Genomic DNA, 16,569 nt, shown 5'->3' with positions numbered 1-16,569 from the left:
GCGCATCATCCTTTTTATTTCGCTTACCTGATGCCATCGAGTTCAACCCATGACCCTGCTGGGTTTGAGTGCGTGGTGTTATGGCGGTGTACCAATTCGTTAAGTACAGAAACAGTGTTGTGGGGCGCTAATGCGCCCCACAACGTGATGAATCACAGCAGTTGAGGAATCGATGAGGACAACGGTTGTGTGAGAACCCGCGCGGAGCGCGGGTTCTCACACAACCTCCTGATTTAACCGTCTCGACGGTTGCTATAGATCAATTTCTCTGTGTGGATATTGATTGCAAAGTTGCTCTTTTATCCAATGGGCGAAGCTATAATCAGCCTGAACTTTTGCCCCTCGTCAACACTTATGACAGAGAGTTATGAAAAGACCTTTGATTTCAAGTCTAAGGCGTTTGGCTACGATCCTCAAAATGCCTATGCTTTAGGCGTTATTGCCCAATTGGCGTATCGGCGAGATATGCACACGGTGGTGGATATTGTGCGCGATTGGGGATTTGAATATATTCGATTTTTTGAACGCGACGAAACTCAAGCGTTATTGATTGCCGATCAAGAAAAAATTATCGTAGGATTTCGAGGCAGCGAACCCATCTTAGAAGATTGGGTCACAGATTTTAAGATCCGAAAAACGGCTGGGCCCGGTGGCAATGTCCATCGTGGCTTTTATTCGGCACTCTATCGCATCTGGGCTGAAGTCGAAGATGCCATTGATGATGCTAGAGATCAGGCGATCGCCAAAGCCAAAGCAGAAGACCGTCGAGCCTATTCACCCCCGACGCTGTGGTTTACAGGGCATAGTCTGGGCGGTGCGCTGGCAACGATGGCAACGGCTCTGAGTAAGTTTAACGAAAACCCGCTGGTGGTCAGTGGTTTGTATACCTACGGACAACCCAGAGTTGGGAGCGAAAAATTTGCTTCAAACTTCAATACAGTATTTAAGTCTCAGTCTTTCCGGCTGGTCAACAACAACGACATTGTCACCCGTGTTCCCCCTAGCGCTTTTGACTATAGCCATATTGGGCAACTGCGCTATTTTGACAAGAGTGGTACCTATAAAATTGATACCGATCTAAATTGGTGGAATACGTTTTGGGATCGAGTTGAAGGACAACTGGAGGGTTTCCTCCGGTGCAAGCCCGATAGTATTGATGACCATAGTCTAGATGGTCATTATTTACCCTATCTCAAACGCCATCGCGATCAGTGGATCCTGGAACAGCAAGCAAAACAACTGACCGAATAATGCAGTTTGGAGTGTACGTTTGGCAGCGCGGCGACGCCGCGCTGCCAAACGTACACTCCCTAGTTTTATGAATGGTTGATCCTTCGTTGTTATTCAGCCAATGGATCAAGCCACATCAGCAGCACCCGTTTGAGCTGATTAAAGTCTCGATAGACTTCTTGTCGCACAAACTGGGCGATCGCATCCATGGGCGAGAATTCTGAACCGGCTTGCCATCGGATATCTTGTCCCAATGGCGTCAGGTGATTTCCAGGCAAAATTTGTAGCGTCGTCATTTTTGAGAAACGGGGTTGCAACACGTCCGTCAGCGATCGCGTCTGATCAATCTCATCATTCTTAAACTTGACCAGCAAATTCCGTTTGACCTGATATTGCTCGGAAATAATGCGATTGGTTTCTTCTGGAGACGGCGTAAACTCCATATCAAACCGGGGTATGAGAAACTGCTCGGTTAATTTAGAAAACTGGGACGACAATTGCGAGAATTGCTCGACCAGAGGAATAGCACGACGCACCGGGTAATTATTAAACGAGATCAGCACATTACCAGACCGCTCTTGATTAAATAAACTGCCGATGAGCAAATGCAGTTTACACCCCATACTATGCCCCACTCCATAAATCGGCAGATAGCGTTTCTGCACAATTTCATCTAGCACATAATCCAATGCCAGGTTAAAGTTGCGCAAGGTGCGATGGGCGATCGCCTCATGATCCAGCGTATTGACAAATGGGGTTGCCATGACGATATATCCCCGATGTGCCAGGCTCTCCAGCAGCGCTCGGTAGGTGACGTGTGGAGCCGTTGCCACAAATGCGCCCCCCAAAAAATGAATAATTGCCGTGGGTCGTGGTGGCACCAAGACCCAATTCCCGTAAATTTCCTGCCAATTCATGAGCGTATAGCCAGTTTCAGTCAATCGCAGTTTTGCGGTGGCTCGGCGGAGCCGAGCCACCGCAAAACTGCGATTTTATTGCAAGTCTCTTAGCTAAGGAATGGGAATTAAATAACTCCGATGATTTGTTGTAGGGGCGAACGGCCGTTCGCCCCTACAAACGATCCAATATTTGATCTTATTTAATCCACGATCCTAAGTATAGTTTCGTAACGGGAGATTGGCTTGGGTTGCCAGCAGATCCGCAAACTCATAGGCAGGCTCATAGGCCTTATGGGTGCAAATCAGCCGTGCGTTTTCTCGCGGTTCCACACCCGCATGTAACTCAATTGCCTGTTCAGACCGATAGACCGTAAACCATTCACCCTGTTCACTTCTATCAGGGAACCACTCTACAAGACTAGTGGCTGCCGATAAGATCAATGCTCCTTCCCCCTGATCGCAAGCTATTTTCTACACATTGAGAACTTATCTAAAAAATGTGCAGGTCTTACGCATCACACATACCGAAAACTGCGTCAGCCTGAATTTTAAAGGTTTCTAAGTAGCCAGACAAAGTAGATTGGCTCTGTATCGGAGTGCGCGCCTTCGGCACCCGCTCCCAGTACGTGAACTATGCAGTTATTTCTGTTTATCTACTCATCGGCGAGCTATTGGGTTAACTTCAATAGCACCGATCCATTTTCCCGATAGGAAATGGTAGAACGTTAATTCTCTTTCCCTATTGTCTCAACGCCCCGTCGCACTTGCCAATGCACCTTTAGTCATAGCCGCGATCGCCTGCTCTGTCGCTTTGGGTAGATGGTAGTATTTACCGCCTGCATGTTTGGCTAACTCTTTGGCAAAGCCGGTTGAGATGAATTTATTTTCGGTATCAATCACGAGCAGTTGAATATTCAATGCCCGAATCTTACTGGCAATATCCAGCAACTCGGCTTTAATGTCGGGTTTTTGCTCATCCAGAATCGGTTCACCCAGCGATCGCGCTAGGGGAATATTGCCCCGACCATCTGTAATCGCCACAATCACCACCTGCCCAATATCGCCCGACTGCCGCGCATTCACCCCCACCCGTACTGCCTGGGTTAGCCCATGTGCCAACGGTGATCCCCCGCCACAGGGCATACGCTCCAGCCGCCGCCGTGCTGCCGTAATCGAGCGCGTGGGCGGTAACAATACTTCTGCCTGCTCGCCCCGGAAGGGAATTAACGCCACCTGATCCCGATTTTGGTATGCCTCGGTTAACAACCGCATGACCGCACCCTTGGCAGAATTCATCCGATTCAATGCCATCGAACCCGACGCATCCACAACAAAGACAATCAACGCCCCGGCTTTGCGAGCCAGTCGCTTGGCACGCACATCGCCCTGCTCAACAAACACACGCTTTTGAGGCTTCACGGCTGCCACCTGGGAGCCATCCCGATACGCTTCTTGCTCCCGGCTTTCTAACCCCTGTTGATAGCGTTGTCGTCGTGCCTTTTGATAGGGTGCGGCTGCTCGAAGAGTCGCATCGACCGCAATCCGCCGAACCTGCCCACGCGGCAGCATCGGTTTGATATAGCGCCCCCGATCGTCTGAAAAGATGATGCTGCGTGCCCCCGACTTGCCCTGACGATTTGCCATTTGCGCAAAGTACAAGACAGACGGATCAAGAATTACCCCTTCAGGATCAAACACAAACTCTTCAGGAATGCTGGGCGGCTCCGGTTCCGACTGATCATCATCCTCATCGTCATCCTCGTCTTCTGGATCGTCTTGCTCTTGAGGTGACTGATCTTGGGGGGGTGGCGGCGGGGGCGGTTGGGGCGCTTCCTCGGGTGGAGTTTGCACAATGGTCGAACGCGGCACAATGACCAGTTCCACAGCCCGTCGCAGGTCGTCTGCGATCACCTCTATTCTGCCATCCAGCGCGGCATGGGCTTTGGCAACCCGCACGGCAAATAATTCTGCCCGATGCCCCTGCACACCACCCCGAATCGCTTCGTTGACCAGATAGGCTATTTGTTCGGGTTTGATCTGGACATCTTTCAACCATTCGCGTGCCAGGACGATTTGGGTTTTGAGAGAGTCGAGGTCTTCGCTATATTGACTGAGAAATGCTTGCGGCGAGGCAGAATAGTCAATCGCCTGTTCAACTGCCTGAACCCGCTCATCCAGCCCTAGCACGGCATCCGCAGAAAGGGCGATCGCAATTCGGTCGAGTAAATGATTGCGCAACTCCCCTTCTTCTGGGTTGTATGTTGCAATTAATAATGGCTTACAGGGATGCTGAAAACTAATGCCTTCGCGCTCAATCTGGTTGCGTCCTTCGGTCAAAACGCCCAACAGCAAATTGGCAATTTGGTCGTCTAACAAATTGAGTTCATCAATATATAAAACGCCCCGGTGGGCTTCAGCCAGCAATCCCGGTTGAAAAACTGTTTCTCCCCGCTTGATCGACTGGGCAACATCTACCGAACCGAGCAGTCGATCTTCGGTTGCCCCTAACGGAATTTGGATAAAGGGAGCAGGAATCACGGTGGTTGCAAACGATAGCGGCTCCGGGCTAACGGACGAACGATCCGCCTCTTGTTGGAGCGTTGATCCTTCGTCTGCAATTCTGGCGATCGTCTCGTCATCCCATTCATCCGAGCGATTGGGATCGCAGTTGCAACACGACCCTTTGATTACCTCAATCGGGGGCAATAGCGCATGAATTGCTCGTGCCATCACCGACTTGGCAGTGCCACGCCGACCAGAAATGACCACGCCGCCCAACCCCGGATCAATTGCTGCCAGCAGCAATGCCATTTTGATGGCTTCTTGACCCACGACAGCAGTCAGCGGAAAAGCAGTAATTGTTGGAAATTCGGCTAGGGCAGACATGGTTTAACGAATAAGCGTTGCAACCTTTCAGCATACCAAGAACAGGTCTGCTTTTGAGTATCAACCCTGCCGATGCAGCACGTCTCCGTGTAGGGCAACACAATAAAACCTGACCGAGCTGGCTTCCCCCAAGTCATTCGGTCAGGCTACTCTGCTGACGATTTGCTCTCAACGGTCAAACTTCCACTTTGTCGCGATCGCTATCCGTTGCGTCTGGAATAGAGGTCGCGGCACTGCCTTGCACAACCAAAACAGAACAAGGCGCGTGATGCACGACATAGTTACTCACACTTCCCAGGACAATTTCAGATAACCCTTGATGCCCCCGTCTGCCAATGATGATCAGGTCGGCTCCCCAGTTACGGGCACCATTGCAAATTTCTAAGCTGGGTTCACCCATGGGGCAATCTAATTCGGCTGAGACGCCTCGGAGTGTTGCTTTTTGGCACCAATCTTGTAATTTCGTTTGCGCCAGCCTTAACTCCTGTTGCAATTGTTCTTGTTGAATCCGCTTGAGAGTGCCGTAGGTATCAATATCTGCGATCGTCCCAATGCCCATAAATGGGGCACTTTGGATATCAGATTCCCGCCGAACGCAATGCATCAACAGCAATGTTGCGCCTGTCTGACGGGCTTGTTCTACAGCAATTTCGAAAACCTGAACTGCCTCAGCAGCACGATCTAAGGCAACTAAAATTCGTTTGAACGCCATGATGGTCCTCCCGGATTGAATCAACCTTACGAGGATGGGTGGGGGATAAGGGGGATGAAAGGATAAGGGGGATAGACACTGAAGCGGTGATTTAGCAATCGAATCTGTTGAATTCTGGAGAATGCATCAACTCAGAGCAAAGGATGCGATCGCCATCAATCATCAACCTATGACCCGGATTGACTAACAAATCTTTGTCAGGACAGGTTTAGCAAATTCCTGATCGGTTTGCAGTCAGCGTTTCGCCAAAACCTGCCCCTACGGTGGAATGCGCTTTCTGGCACTTTTGTCAGTCAATCAGCCTGACACATAGGCTTAATGGTCAAAAAAACTGTTAGATGCAGAGAGAAAATGAACTGCGGAGAAACTGTTAGATGCAGAGAGAACAGGTTTGTAGAGAGAATGAGTCAGAAATCTATTTGCTCCTTTCAATCTTCGCTTATATTTTGAAGTTTTTACTCAGGTCGTAAAACTCTTTTACATGGCATTTGTATCGCAATCTCAATGCGTTATGAGAGGCGCACCCCGCCGGGGTGCGCCTCTCATAACCCAGTCCAAGTTGTTGAGTGAGAGCCGCACTCCGCGCGGCTCTCACTCAACAACCGTAATCCGTCTGAGCGTGAAGCGCTACGTCAATAGAATTGGGGGTTATTCGATCCCCAATCCTCAGGACATATGCTCAAAGCGTAGGCTTGCTATAGGATAGGTGAAGCGCAAACCGCACTCTCTACAAAATTTAACCCACACAAGATTTTGGCTAGCAAGCAATTTTTAACCTTATCGATGGGGTCGCAACCTTATCAGGCCGCCTACCAGGATGCTGGACACGGCAATGTTGTGTTGTTTTTACATGGGTTTTTGGGCGAAAGTGGCTGTTGGCGATCGCTCATGACCCAGCTGCAACCCTATTACCGCTGCATTAGTTTAGACTTACTGGGGTTTGGCGAATCGGCTAAGCCGATGATTCGGTATGACATTGCCAAACTGGTCGAATTTGTCCACCATTTTGTCCGCACTTTAGGATTGGAATCGGTAACGCTGGTCGGGCATTCGTTGGGGGGGTGGGTTGCTTCTGCCTATGCGCTCAACTATGCCGTCGATGCATTGATTTTGATTGCTCCGGCTGGCATTCGTGACGATAGTTTTTGTGGGCGTTACGATCATTTGCGACCACTTCTCTGGCAATCTCCGATTGTAGATGGGGCAATGATTCTCGCGAAACCGCTGGCAACTTTGTTCGGTCAAACCCAAAATTGGCAGACCCTATATCGGTTTCGCCAGGAACTAAAATCGCAACCCGCCGCCCGATCATTTCTGGTCGATCGGTTACGCCCCGAAGATGCGATTGATACGGTAGAAAAAGATATTTATCGGTTGCACGCCCCTACGCTAGTGATTGCAGGCGATCGCGATGACACAATTCCCCTGTGGCACTGTCAGACCTATGCCGACGAAATTGTGAATGCACAGTTTGCAGTAATTCCCAATGCCGACCACGCCTTGCCCCAAAATCATGCCGTTGAGATTGCTGAACTCGTTCTGCCGTTTCTGCAACGTGCTGTCTCACGCAATCCTGTACATCCGACGTTGGGCGAATAGGTAAGCAACTGATGAAATCGGCTCATGCGGTCAAACTGTGTGCTTTATCGGTTGGCGTCTGGTTGTCGTGCCATCCAGGTGCGATCGCCCAGCCGACATTCAATCCATCTCCCTCTGCGCCTTCCTCTCTCACAGCCCATCAGCAAACGGTTTTATCAGCGTTAGAGCAAGCCTCTGTTATTTATTTAGGCGAAACCCACGACCACCAGCCAGACCACGACGCCCAACTCCAAATTATCCAGGCGCTCTATCAGCACAATCCCCAGCTTGCCATTGGCATGGAGATGTTTCAGCGACCGTTTCAACCCGTCTTAGATCAATACCTGGCTGGCGAAATCGACGAAACCGAGTTACAACAACGCAGTCAGTTCGATCGGCGGTGGGGCTACCCCTGGTCGAGTTATGCGCCTATTTTACGATTTGCTAGAGAGCATCATCTACCCGTTCTGGCACTCAATACCCCCAGCGAAATTACCCACAAAGTTGCCTTAAAAGGATTGGTCGCGCTCACGGAAACAGAGCGGCAGTGGATTCCACCATTTTCCGAAATTCATCTGGACAGTCACCCATATCGCCAATTTTTACGTCCCCTCTACGAAGAATTTCATCACCAAGAAGGGTCGAGCAACGATTTTGAACGGTTTTTTCTCTCGCAAGTACTCTGGGATGAAACCATGGCAGAGGGCATTGCCCATTTCATTCAGACACATCCCGATCATCAAGTGGTCGTTCTGGCAGGTCAGGGACACATTGTTTATGGCTATGGCATTCCCAGCCGAGTAGCACGTCGCGTAGCAGGAGTAATGCCATTGACCCAGGCATTAGTGTTGCTCAATCCATCATCAGACTTTCAGACCTCGGGCACACACATTGCAGACTACTTCTGGTTTTCTGAAGCATCAGGCTTCTAGTACACCAACTTAAAAGTTTTACAGGGGGTGGAGGGGTTGAAACCCCCTCTTGGGGCGCAGCCCCCAAACCCCATGTTGCAAAATTTAGTGTTTGTAATACTAGTACAGCAAAACGAAAGTTTTGTAAGGGGTGAAGGGGTGGAACCCCTTCTTGGGGGCGCAGCCCCCAAACCCCCATGTTGCAAAATTTAGTGTTTGTAATACTGGTGGTTTGTTAATTATTTTCTGACGGGTGATGTAGCGTCCAGGAAAGCCTTATGCACAATGCTCAGCAATGGATATATTGAAGCTACCCTTCAATGGCAAGCGCACACTAAAAATACTACCTTTCCCTGGCTCACTCTGTACTTGGATCGTTCCCTGGTGCGCTTGTACGATCGCCTGGGCAATGGCTAACCCCAATCCGGCTCCTCCCGTATGGCGAGAGCGATCGCTATTGACGCGGTAGAAGCGATCGAAGATCCGCGCTTGTTCTTGAGGTGGAATTCCAATTCCGGTATCTTGAACTTGAATCAGCGCATGATGATCGTCGCGCTTGAGATGGACAATGACCTTGCCGCCATGAGGGGTGTATTGAATGGCATTCGTAATCAGATTTGCAACGAGGCGATAGAGTTGCTCCTCGCGTCCGAATACCGTAATTGAAGTGTTGGTCTGAAGGTCTGCGGTGAGTGAAATCTTTGACGCAAGCGCGAGTGCTACGAATTCTTCCACTAAATCATTGACTAAATCATTGAGGTTACAGGACTTCTGTTTCGCAGAAAATCCCTGTAAATCCATTCTGGAGAGCAGTAGCAAATCATGAACCAGCCGGGACAAGCGATTGTTTTGGCGTTCAACTGTGCGTAGCGTATCCCAGGCATCGGCATCCGTTGCCTCTGGGGTCAGCGTCGATTCTAAGTTAGCCTGGATCGCGGCTAACGGTGTGCGCAGTTCATGAGCCGCATCGGCGGTAAACTGTTGCATCTGGCGGTATGACTTGTAGACAGGTTTCATGGCTTGTCCAGCCAGCCACCAACTGGCAATCACCACAAGCAGCATCGCTGTGGGCAAGCCAGTCAGTAGAATTAACCTGACCCAAACCATGTGTCCATCAATGTCAGAGAGCGATCGCCCCACCTGCATATACCCCCAGGCATCCTGATTCATTGTTTTCAGCAGCAAAGAGAGTTGCTGATAACGATTACCATCAGTTGCTTCTAGTGTTTGCCAGGGTTCTGTTTCGACACGCACAGGTAAGTCCGTTGGGATCTCGCCTGCGCTGGCTAATAACTGCCCAGACAGGCTAATAAAGCGAATGTAATACCCATGTTCTTGAAACACTCCTAAATAGTGAGCCGCTGTAGATTTGTAGGTACAGGTTGTTCCCGCAATACAGAGCGATGGAATAAACTTTTGCACAATCGGTTCTAGTTTGCCCGGTTGTTGCAATGAGGCTTCTAGCCCATCATGTAGCGTCCCAGCGACTGACTCAATCCGATGGCTTAGCTCAGAGACATGACTATGTGCCATTACTTCGTAGAACCCTACGGCACAAAGGGTGAGAATAAATCCCATCGTTCCGGCATATAGCCCTGCCAAGCGCAGTCGAGTGGTATGAAAGACTCGGCTATGTTTCATATTCACCCAGCAATCGAATAGGATGCATGACTGCTGTACGGGCGCGGCATTCGGCAGAAGAACTGAGGAATGACCAAAGATTGACGACCGAATGCCACGCCCCTACTGCTATCAACTCACCTGTAGAACATCTGAACATTTTTTGATGCACGTCCTTCTATTACCGGGTTAGTAGGTGTTGAGCTTATAGCCCATGCCGTAAACAGTTTCAATCAGATGATCGTAGCCATATTCAGTTAATTTTCGCCGCAGTAGGCGCATTTGAGCCGCAACCACATTACTGTTGAAGTCTGCTTCTGTTTGCCAGATGCGGCTGATAATCTGGTCACGCGAAAGAATCTGGTTGGGATGTTGCATGAAGTATTCCAGCAGTTGGAATTCTTTGGTGGTGAGGGAAATATTTTGCAGTTCTCCGTTGGAGGTTGCAATGGAAACGGTTGAGGTGCCGTAATCCAGCAAGAGATTGCCAACCTGGAGTTGGGGCGGTTGAATTTGCAGCGATCGCCGCTGCAATGCCCTCAATCGTGCTAATAACTCTGTCATGCCGAAGGGTTTGATCAGATAATCATCGGCTCCGGCATCCAATCCTGTAACCCGATCTTCCATGCGATCGCGTGCCGTTAACATCAGGACTGGCAGGGGACTTTGCTTGGCTCGAAGGCGTTGACAGAGTTCGATCCCAGATAACCCCGGTAGCAGCCAGTCAAAGATAGCAACGGTATACTGGTTCGAGTCGTTTTCCAGGAATTGCCACGCTTCGGTGCCATCCTTCACCCAATCCACGACATACTTTTCGCGCTTGAGCGATCGCTCCAGTGCGGCACCCAGATCAGGTTCATCTTCAACTAATAGAACGCGCATGGGATGTTACTTCTTCTGAAGACGCCCGTTGAACAGACTGTGATGGATTGGACTTGGGCATTACCATCTTACCGAATCGGGCATAGAGGGCGGGTAGCACCATCAGGGTTAAGGCCGTGGAGGTGAATAATCCCCCCAGAACCACGATCGAAAGAGGCTGTAAAATTTCTTTTCCGGGGCCACCTGAGATGACGAGGGGCAAGAGTCCTAATGCTGAGGTAAAGGCAGTCATGAGAATGGCGTTGAGCCGCTCCATGGAGCCTTTAACCAGCGCTTGTCGAAGCGGCATTCCCTGGGCAAACTTATTGTTGTAGTTATCGACTAACAGCAAGCCATTGCGTGTTGCCACGCCAAATAGAGTGACAAATCCGACCAGTGAAGCGACCGAAATCACGCCCCCGGTTAGCGCAACGGAAAAGACGCCACCCACTAACGCCAACGGCAAGTTGATCATAATCATGGCCGTGGAGGCGACGGATTTAACGGAGAGATACATGATCACCGTGATGACCACGAAGGCGATCGCACTAAACACCAGAATGTTTTGCGTCGCTCGTTCTTCTGCTTCAAATTGCCCGCCGTATTGAGGAAAGTATCCCGCCGGAAACTGGACTTGCTCGGCCACTTTCGAGCGGATTTCATTGACGACCGATCGCACATCTCGCCCATCTGTATTTGCGGCAACCACGATCAGACGAGAGACATTCTCCCGATTAATCGTATTCGGGCCTGTGCCGGTGCGGATTTGCGCCACCTGTGCCAGGGGAATTTTTTGCCCTGTAGGAGTGTCGATCAATAAATTGCCGATCGTATCAAGATTGTTTCTCGCGTCTGGTTCTAACCACACCACCAGGTCAAAGGTTTGTTGCTGCTCCAACACCTGAGAAACCACTCGACCGTTGAGAGCCGTTTCAATCGTGGTAGACAGTTCCCCCACAGTCAGCCCATAGCGACCCGCAGCGGCGCGATCGAACTGAATCTGAATTTGCTCGATGGGAATTTGGGGTTCCAGTTGCAGATCGACGATGCCGTCAACCGTTTGCATGATTGCTTCTACTTCTTGCCCCAGTGAGTGCAGTTGCTCTAGGTCGGGTCCAAAGATTTTGACGGCGATCGCACTCCGCACGCCCGACAGCACCTCATCCATGCGGTGCGAGATAAATCCGCCGATGTTGGGAGCGACTCCCGGCAGTTTGGCAAACTCTTCTCGCAGTTTCTCAATACTGCCTTCACGGTCTTTCAGCCCTTCTTCGCTCAGATCTACATCTAAGTGAGCCGTATTCACCGCAGCGGCATCACTATCGCCAGGGGCACGACCCGACCGCAACTGCACATAGCGGAAGCGAGGATCATCCTTGAGGGCATCTTGAATGGCAAACCCCGCGCTGTTGGTTGCTTCTAGAGACGAACCAGGATAGAGCATCAAGGTATTGACCAGATTCTCTTCCTGAAATTCTGGCAGGAACTCCCGTCCCAACGACGGCACGATGATCAGGGCTGCAACGAGGGTAGAAGCGGCGATCGCCAAAATCAATTGAGAGCGACGCAGTGAAAAATCCAGGACGGGTTGATACAAACCCTTGAAGAAACGGGCAACCCAGGGTTCGACTTCGGGTAAGCGTCCGTGAGGCAGTAGAATCGCGCATAGAGCAGGGGTGACCGTCAGGGCCGTGACGCTAGAGGCCAACACTGCCACCATATACCCCAAGCCCATTGGGATGAAAATACTGCCCTCTACGCCGCCCAAGGCAAACACAGGCGAGAAGACCACAACAGTAATAATCGTGGCTCCAAATACCGAATCGCGGACTTCTTGACAGCCCTCCAGCACAACTTCTAAGACTGGACGGGGATGAGCAGAATGCTTGTTTTCTCGCAATGCCCGGTAAACGTTTTCGGCATCGACGATCGCATCATCCACCGCAGACCCGATTGCGACGGCAAGTCCGCCCAGAGTCATGGTATTAAGTCCCTGTCCTAACCCGTTGAGGGCTAAAACTCCAATCAATAAAGACAGCGGGAGTGCGACCAGACACACTAACAAGTTGCGCCAGTTCATCAAGAAGGGAATCAGAATCAGGGCAACAATAATGCTGCCTTCAATTAATGCAGCTCGAACATTTTCAATGGACGCATCAATGTATTTGTCCTGGCTAAAGGTGATATCGACTTGTATATCTTCAGGTAATCCCGCTTGAATCTCCTGCATGGCAGACTCAATTCCCTTAGCAACAGTGGGCGTGTCGGCAAGGGGCTGTTTGTTCACCATGACCACGACTGCGGGTTGTCCATTCAGGCTGCTATCACCTCGCTGGAGGGCTGCCCCAATCTGCACCGATGCCACATCCGACAGGCGAATGGGTGTCCCATCACGAGCCGTAATGATGGATTGCTTCAAATCATCGATCGTTTCTAACCGTCCAATGCCGCGAATCAGGGTTTCTTTGTCTGGGGTAATCAGAAAACCACCCGGTGCATTAACGTTTGCCGCTTCAACGGCTTCTGTCACGTCCTGCAACGACACGTCAAACGCCTGTAGCCTTTGCGGATCAACCAACACCTGATACTGCTGAACGTCCCCCCCATACACCACGACCTGCGATACACCCGGAACCGCTAAGAGCCGGTTCGTAATTTGCCAATCGGCAATCCGGCGCAGTTCCATCAACGAGGTGCGCGATGCTTCGGGTGCCGTTTCATCCACCCTGAAAGCGACCATCATCACGGTGCTGATCGGTGACGTAATTGGAGAAATTTGAGGCGTTTCCACGTTTTCAGGAATCTTGTCCTGCGCCTGCTGCAATCGTTCGGTAACAAGCTGTCGGGCCTGGTAAATGTCGGTATCCCAGGTGAAAATCACTTTGACCACCGAAATTCCGGCCGCAGAGGCAGAACGAACATCTGTCACTCCAGGAGTGCCATTAATCGCACTTTCGATCGGCAGCGTCACCAGAGATTCCACTTCTTCTGGAGCTAATCCCGGTGCTTCCGTTTGAATTTCCACTTGAGGCGGCGCAAAGCTGGGAAACACATCCAGCGGCATCTGCATCACAGTACGAACGATCCAAATCGTTAGCACCATTGCACCTAAGATGACGAGCCAGCGACGTGCGATCGCCCATTTGATAATGGCATTGAGCATAGCAGTTCAAGGGGTATGGATTGAAAAGGTATCTGCTGGGGTCGGAATGGTTTTAGATCCCCCTAAATCCCCCTTAAAAAGGGGGACTTGAATCCGGAAGTCCCCCCCTTTTTAAGGGGGGATTTAGGGGGGATCGATACCTCTGGGAACTCTTCAGACATCTTCTGACTACTGGCTGAAGTTAAAACGTCCGTTGACCTTCTCACCCTTGATATCCGTCAAAATGGCAACGTTGTACTCTCCGGCTGCGGTACCCGATAAGGTCGCAACGTAATGTTGTCCAGCCGCATCGTACTCAAACTCAACCGTCTTCTGGGTTCCGTCCGGTAACTGAATTTGACCCGTCACCGTTGCGTCTGAAATCGCTTCATGGGTATCCCCCTTCTGTAAATAGAAGTCGAGATGTAGACCACTTGATTCCTTCAGAGTGACCAGTTCCAAATGATATGGCCCTGCTTCAACGACCTGTCCCCCCTTTGAGACACTGGTATCGTGAGCAGTGTCCGCTTGAGCCGTCGTTGCAGGACTGGTGGAAGATTCAGCAGCAGGTGATGTTTCCGTGGAAACGGCAGGGCTTTCTGAGGTGGTTGTTTGTTCTCCACCACTGGCACAAGCTCCCAAAATAAATCCCAGGCTAGTAAGTGCGATCGCAAGAGATTTGCTAAGTTTCACAGGTTGATTCCTCTCAAATAATCGATGGTGAAATAGTTTTAGAAAGCGACGTACTACTGCTGGTGTAGTGGAGATGGGGTCGCTTCAGATGCCTCATCTCTCATTCATATGCTGACCTTGCGAGTACAGTGCAAGCATTTCCATCAGCAGGTAAGATGGCTTTAGATAGCCTCATAACGTTATGACGACGAAAGACCTGATCATTCAAGCATTAGATGAAGTTCCTGAATCCACCTTGCTGGAGATTCTTGAATTTGTGCGCGATCGAAAAACTCAGCATTCTCAACCCTCAGTCCGTAAAGAAGTTTGGGAAGCATACGAGGCATCGCTTCAAGAACGCGAGGAGGTTTACCGTCGCCTTGCAGACTCTTGAAAGACTCATTTAGGCTCTGATGAATGAGGATCTGCCGAGAGGAGCGCAGCTTCATGGCTAGAATTGCTCAACGCATAGTCATTGTGCTGGTCTTCGAGGTGTTCTAATTGATGAATCGTTGACGCTAACTGCTTTTGATTTCTACGGTTTGACCAAAATGCTCCAGCAGCAAAGGTGGCGATCGCCAGCAATCCACCTGCCGGAATCAAGACCCACCAGGGCAACGATCCAGCTGATGTACTGGCTTCCGTCACGTCTGTTGCTGCTGCTGCCTCTTCTGTTTCGCCTCCTCCACGCAGCGATTGTGCATAAAGTTGATTGGCGCGTTGAGTGACAATGCGATCGCCTTCAAACAATCCACTTTTAACTTCGACTAAATTCCCCGCTTGCCGACCCAACAGGACCTCGACAGGTTGGAAGCTGTTGCCATTTTGGACAAAAACTAGCTGTTGACCATTTGCCTCAACCAGTGCTGACTGAGGAATCACAACAACGGGTTCTGGGGTGCGATCGGTTAGCACTTCCAACTCAGCAAACATCCCTGGCTTCATTGCCCCATCGGCATTGTCTAACTCTGCTTTCACAGGTATGACTCGGCTCTCTCCCTCCACGACTGATCCAATGGTGGTGATACGCCCTTCAAAGATTCGATCGGGAAGGCTCGATACCGTGACCCGCACTCGTTGTCCCTGTAAAACCTGATTCAGATCTTTCTCGTAGATATTTGCGGTCGCAAGAACAGTGCGATCGTCCACAATCGTCATCAACGTCGCACCTGCATCCTCCGATGATTGTCCGAGAGTCACGTCGCGATCGGCGATCGTTCCTGCGATCGGCGCTTTGATGGTAATCGTGCCATCTGAATTAGGGGATGCACCTAACTGTTGCAATCGAGTTCTGTAGGTGCCTGCACTCAGTTGAGCACGCGATTGAGCCACTTGAACAGCCGTTTGGGCACGCTCTACTTCGGTTCGAGCTTCCAGCACTTCTAACTGACTTTCAACTTCGGTTAATGCTTGCCGTGCTGAGGCGAGATGAGCTTCTGATTCTAAGAATTCTCGTCTGGGAATGGCTCCCTGTTCTGTGAGTTCTTTGTCGCGATCGTATTGCTCCTGGGCAACCCTCAATTCGGTTCTTGCCTGGTCAATGGCAGTTTGGGCAATGTGTTGCTGTCGTTCGTAGGTCTGTTGAGCCAACTGTAAGTTAGCTTGCGCCTGTTGCACATCTCCCTGTCGCTCTGCGGAATTTTCTAACGCTGTCACCCGCAATTCTGCCAGTTCACCACTGGTAATTACTGCCAGAGGTTGTCCTGCCTCGACGGTATCTCCTGGCTCGACGAGTAGCTTCACGACCGTTCCACCCACAGGATTCGTAACGTCTACCTGGCGACTGGGAGAAGCCTCAATTTTTCCCGTTGCCTGTACTCCAAAGTCTAGTGATTGACGGGTGACAGGTTCTATTTTCAATCCAATTCTTTCTGCGGTTGCAGTGTCAACCTCGATCGCCCCTGTGGGTTGAGCCGACTGATTTTGGTGAAACTCATCACCATGCCCTGTATGAGCCAAGACTTCGGCTGAGGTCACGAGCAATAGTAGACCAAGGCATGTTCCAGCGATGCGATCGCGGGTTAATCGATTAGAGTATTTCAACGTAAGAGCCATCGA

The 16,569-nt window shown here is 50.5% G+C and carries 14 protein-coding genes; 4 read left to right on the top strand and 10 right to left on the bottom strand.

What is annotated here, in order from left to right:
• Positions 1–354: 354 nt before the first annotated feature.
• A complete protein-coding gene (locus ACR6Z4_RS01845; protein WP_479715505.1) occupies positions 355–1,251 on the top strand; it encodes a lipase family protein in 897 nt (298 codons plus the stop codon).
• 89 nt (positions 1,252–1,340) lie between these two features.
• On the opposite strand, the gene ACR6Z4_RS01840 is transcribed toward ACR6Z4_RS01845, so the two are convergent.
• The 4 genes from ACR6Z4_RS01840 to ACR6Z4_RS01825 all read right to left on the bottom strand — a co-directional run bounded on the left by ACR6Z4_RS01840 (position 1,341) and on the right by ACR6Z4_RS01825 (position 5,727).
• Positions 1,341–2,147, bottom strand: coding sequence for a DUF1350 family protein (locus ACR6Z4_RS01840; protein ID WP_479715721.1), 807 nt, complete (start codon positions 2,145–2,147; stop codon positions 1,341–1,343).
• A gap of 195 nt (positions 2,148–2,342) precedes the next feature.
• The gene (locus tag ACR6Z4_RS01835; protein ID WP_479715504.1) at positions 2,343–2,570 is read right to left on the bottom strand and encodes a hypothetical protein; all 228 of its coding nucleotides are present in this window, start codon (positions 2,568–2,570) and stop codon (positions 2,343–2,345) included.
• Between the two features lie 306 nt (positions 2,571–2,876).
• Positions 2,877–5,015, bottom strand: a complete 2,139-nt coding sequence (gene bchD / locus ACR6Z4_RS01830) for a magnesium chelatase ATPase subunit D (protein ID WP_479715503.1) — start codon at positions 5,013–5,015, stop codon at positions 2,877–2,879.
• A gap of 175 nt (positions 5,016–5,190) precedes the next feature.
• Positions 5,191–5,727, bottom strand: coding sequence for a universal stress protein (locus ACR6Z4_RS01825; protein ID WP_479715502.1), 537 nt, complete (start codon positions 5,725–5,727; stop codon positions 5,191–5,193).
• 783 nt (positions 5,728–6,510) lie between these two features.
• Here ACR6Z4_RS01825 and ACR6Z4_RS01820 point away from each other — a divergent pair.
• Positions 6,511–7,326, top strand: coding sequence for an alpha/beta fold hydrolase (locus tag ACR6Z4_RS01820; RefSeq protein WP_479715501.1), 816 nt, complete (start codon positions 6,511–6,513; stop codon positions 7,324–7,326).
• Positions 7,327–7,337: 11 nt separating this feature from the next.
• Entirely contained in the window at positions 7,338–8,237 is a 900-nt protein-coding gene (locus ACR6Z4_RS01815) for a ChaN family lipoprotein (protein WP_479715500.1), read from the top strand.
• A gap of 255 nt (positions 8,238–8,492) precedes the next feature.
• Here ACR6Z4_RS01815 and rppB read toward each other — a convergent pair whose 3' ends face one another.
• The 5 genes from rppB to ACR6Z4_RS01790 all read right to left on the bottom strand — a co-directional run bounded on the left by rppB (position 8,493) and on the right by ACR6Z4_RS01790 (position 14,532).
• Positions 8,493–9,857, bottom strand: a complete 1,365-nt coding sequence (rppB, locus tag ACR6Z4_RS01810) for a two-component system sensor histidine kinase RppB (protein WP_479715499.1) — start codon at positions 9,855–9,857, stop codon at positions 8,493–8,495.
• On the bottom strand, positions 9,847–9,996 hold the full coding sequence (locus ACR6Z4_RS01805) for a hypothetical protein (protein ID WP_479715498.1): 150 nt from the start codon (positions 9,994–9,996) through the stop codon (positions 9,847–9,849). The genes rppB and ACR6Z4_RS01805 overlap by 11 nt, the downstream gene beginning before the upstream one ends.
• A 29-nt stretch (positions 9,997–10,025) precedes the next feature.
• A complete protein-coding gene (rppA, locus tag ACR6Z4_RS01800) occupies positions 10,026–10,718 on the bottom strand; it encodes a two-component system response regulator RppA (RefSeq protein WP_479715497.1) in 693 nt (230 codons plus the stop codon).
• Positions 10,699–13,860, bottom strand: a complete 3,162-nt coding sequence (locus ACR6Z4_RS01795; protein ID WP_479715496.1) for an efflux RND transporter permease subunit — start codon at positions 13,858–13,860, stop codon at positions 10,699–10,701. Before ACR6Z4_RS01795 ends, rppA begins: the two co-directional genes overlap by 20 nt.
• A 168-nt stretch (positions 13,861–14,028) precedes the next feature.
• On the bottom strand, positions 14,029–14,532 hold the full coding sequence (locus ACR6Z4_RS01790) for a hypothetical protein (protein WP_479715495.1): 504 nt from the start codon (positions 14,530–14,532) through the stop codon (positions 14,029–14,031).
• Positions 14,533–14,713: 181 nt separating this feature from the next.
• Here ACR6Z4_RS01790 and ACR6Z4_RS01785 point away from each other — a divergent pair, with 181 nt between their 5' ends.
• Positions 14,714–14,905: a DUF2281 domain-containing protein gene (locus ACR6Z4_RS01785; protein ID WP_479715494.1), complete on the top strand. Its 192-nt coding sequence runs from the start codon at positions 14,714–14,716 to the stop codon at positions 14,903–14,905.
• Positions 14,906–14,910: 5 nt separating this feature from the next.
• Here ACR6Z4_RS01785 and ACR6Z4_RS01780 read toward each other — a convergent pair whose 3' ends face one another.
• Positions 14,911–16,566 carry an efflux RND transporter periplasmic adaptor subunit gene (locus ACR6Z4_RS01780; RefSeq protein ID WP_479715493.1) on the bottom strand — a complete coding sequence of 552 codons (1,656 nt, stop codon included), beginning with the start codon at positions 16,564–16,566 and terminating at the stop codon, positions 14,911–14,913.
• Between the last annotated feature and the right edge of the window lie 3 nt (positions 16,567–16,569).

It is taken from the genome of Calyptranema fuscum S582, from assembly GCF_055793305.1.
Note: the sequence above shows the minus strand (reverse complement) of the source record. Positions and strands in the feature narration are given on the sequence as shown.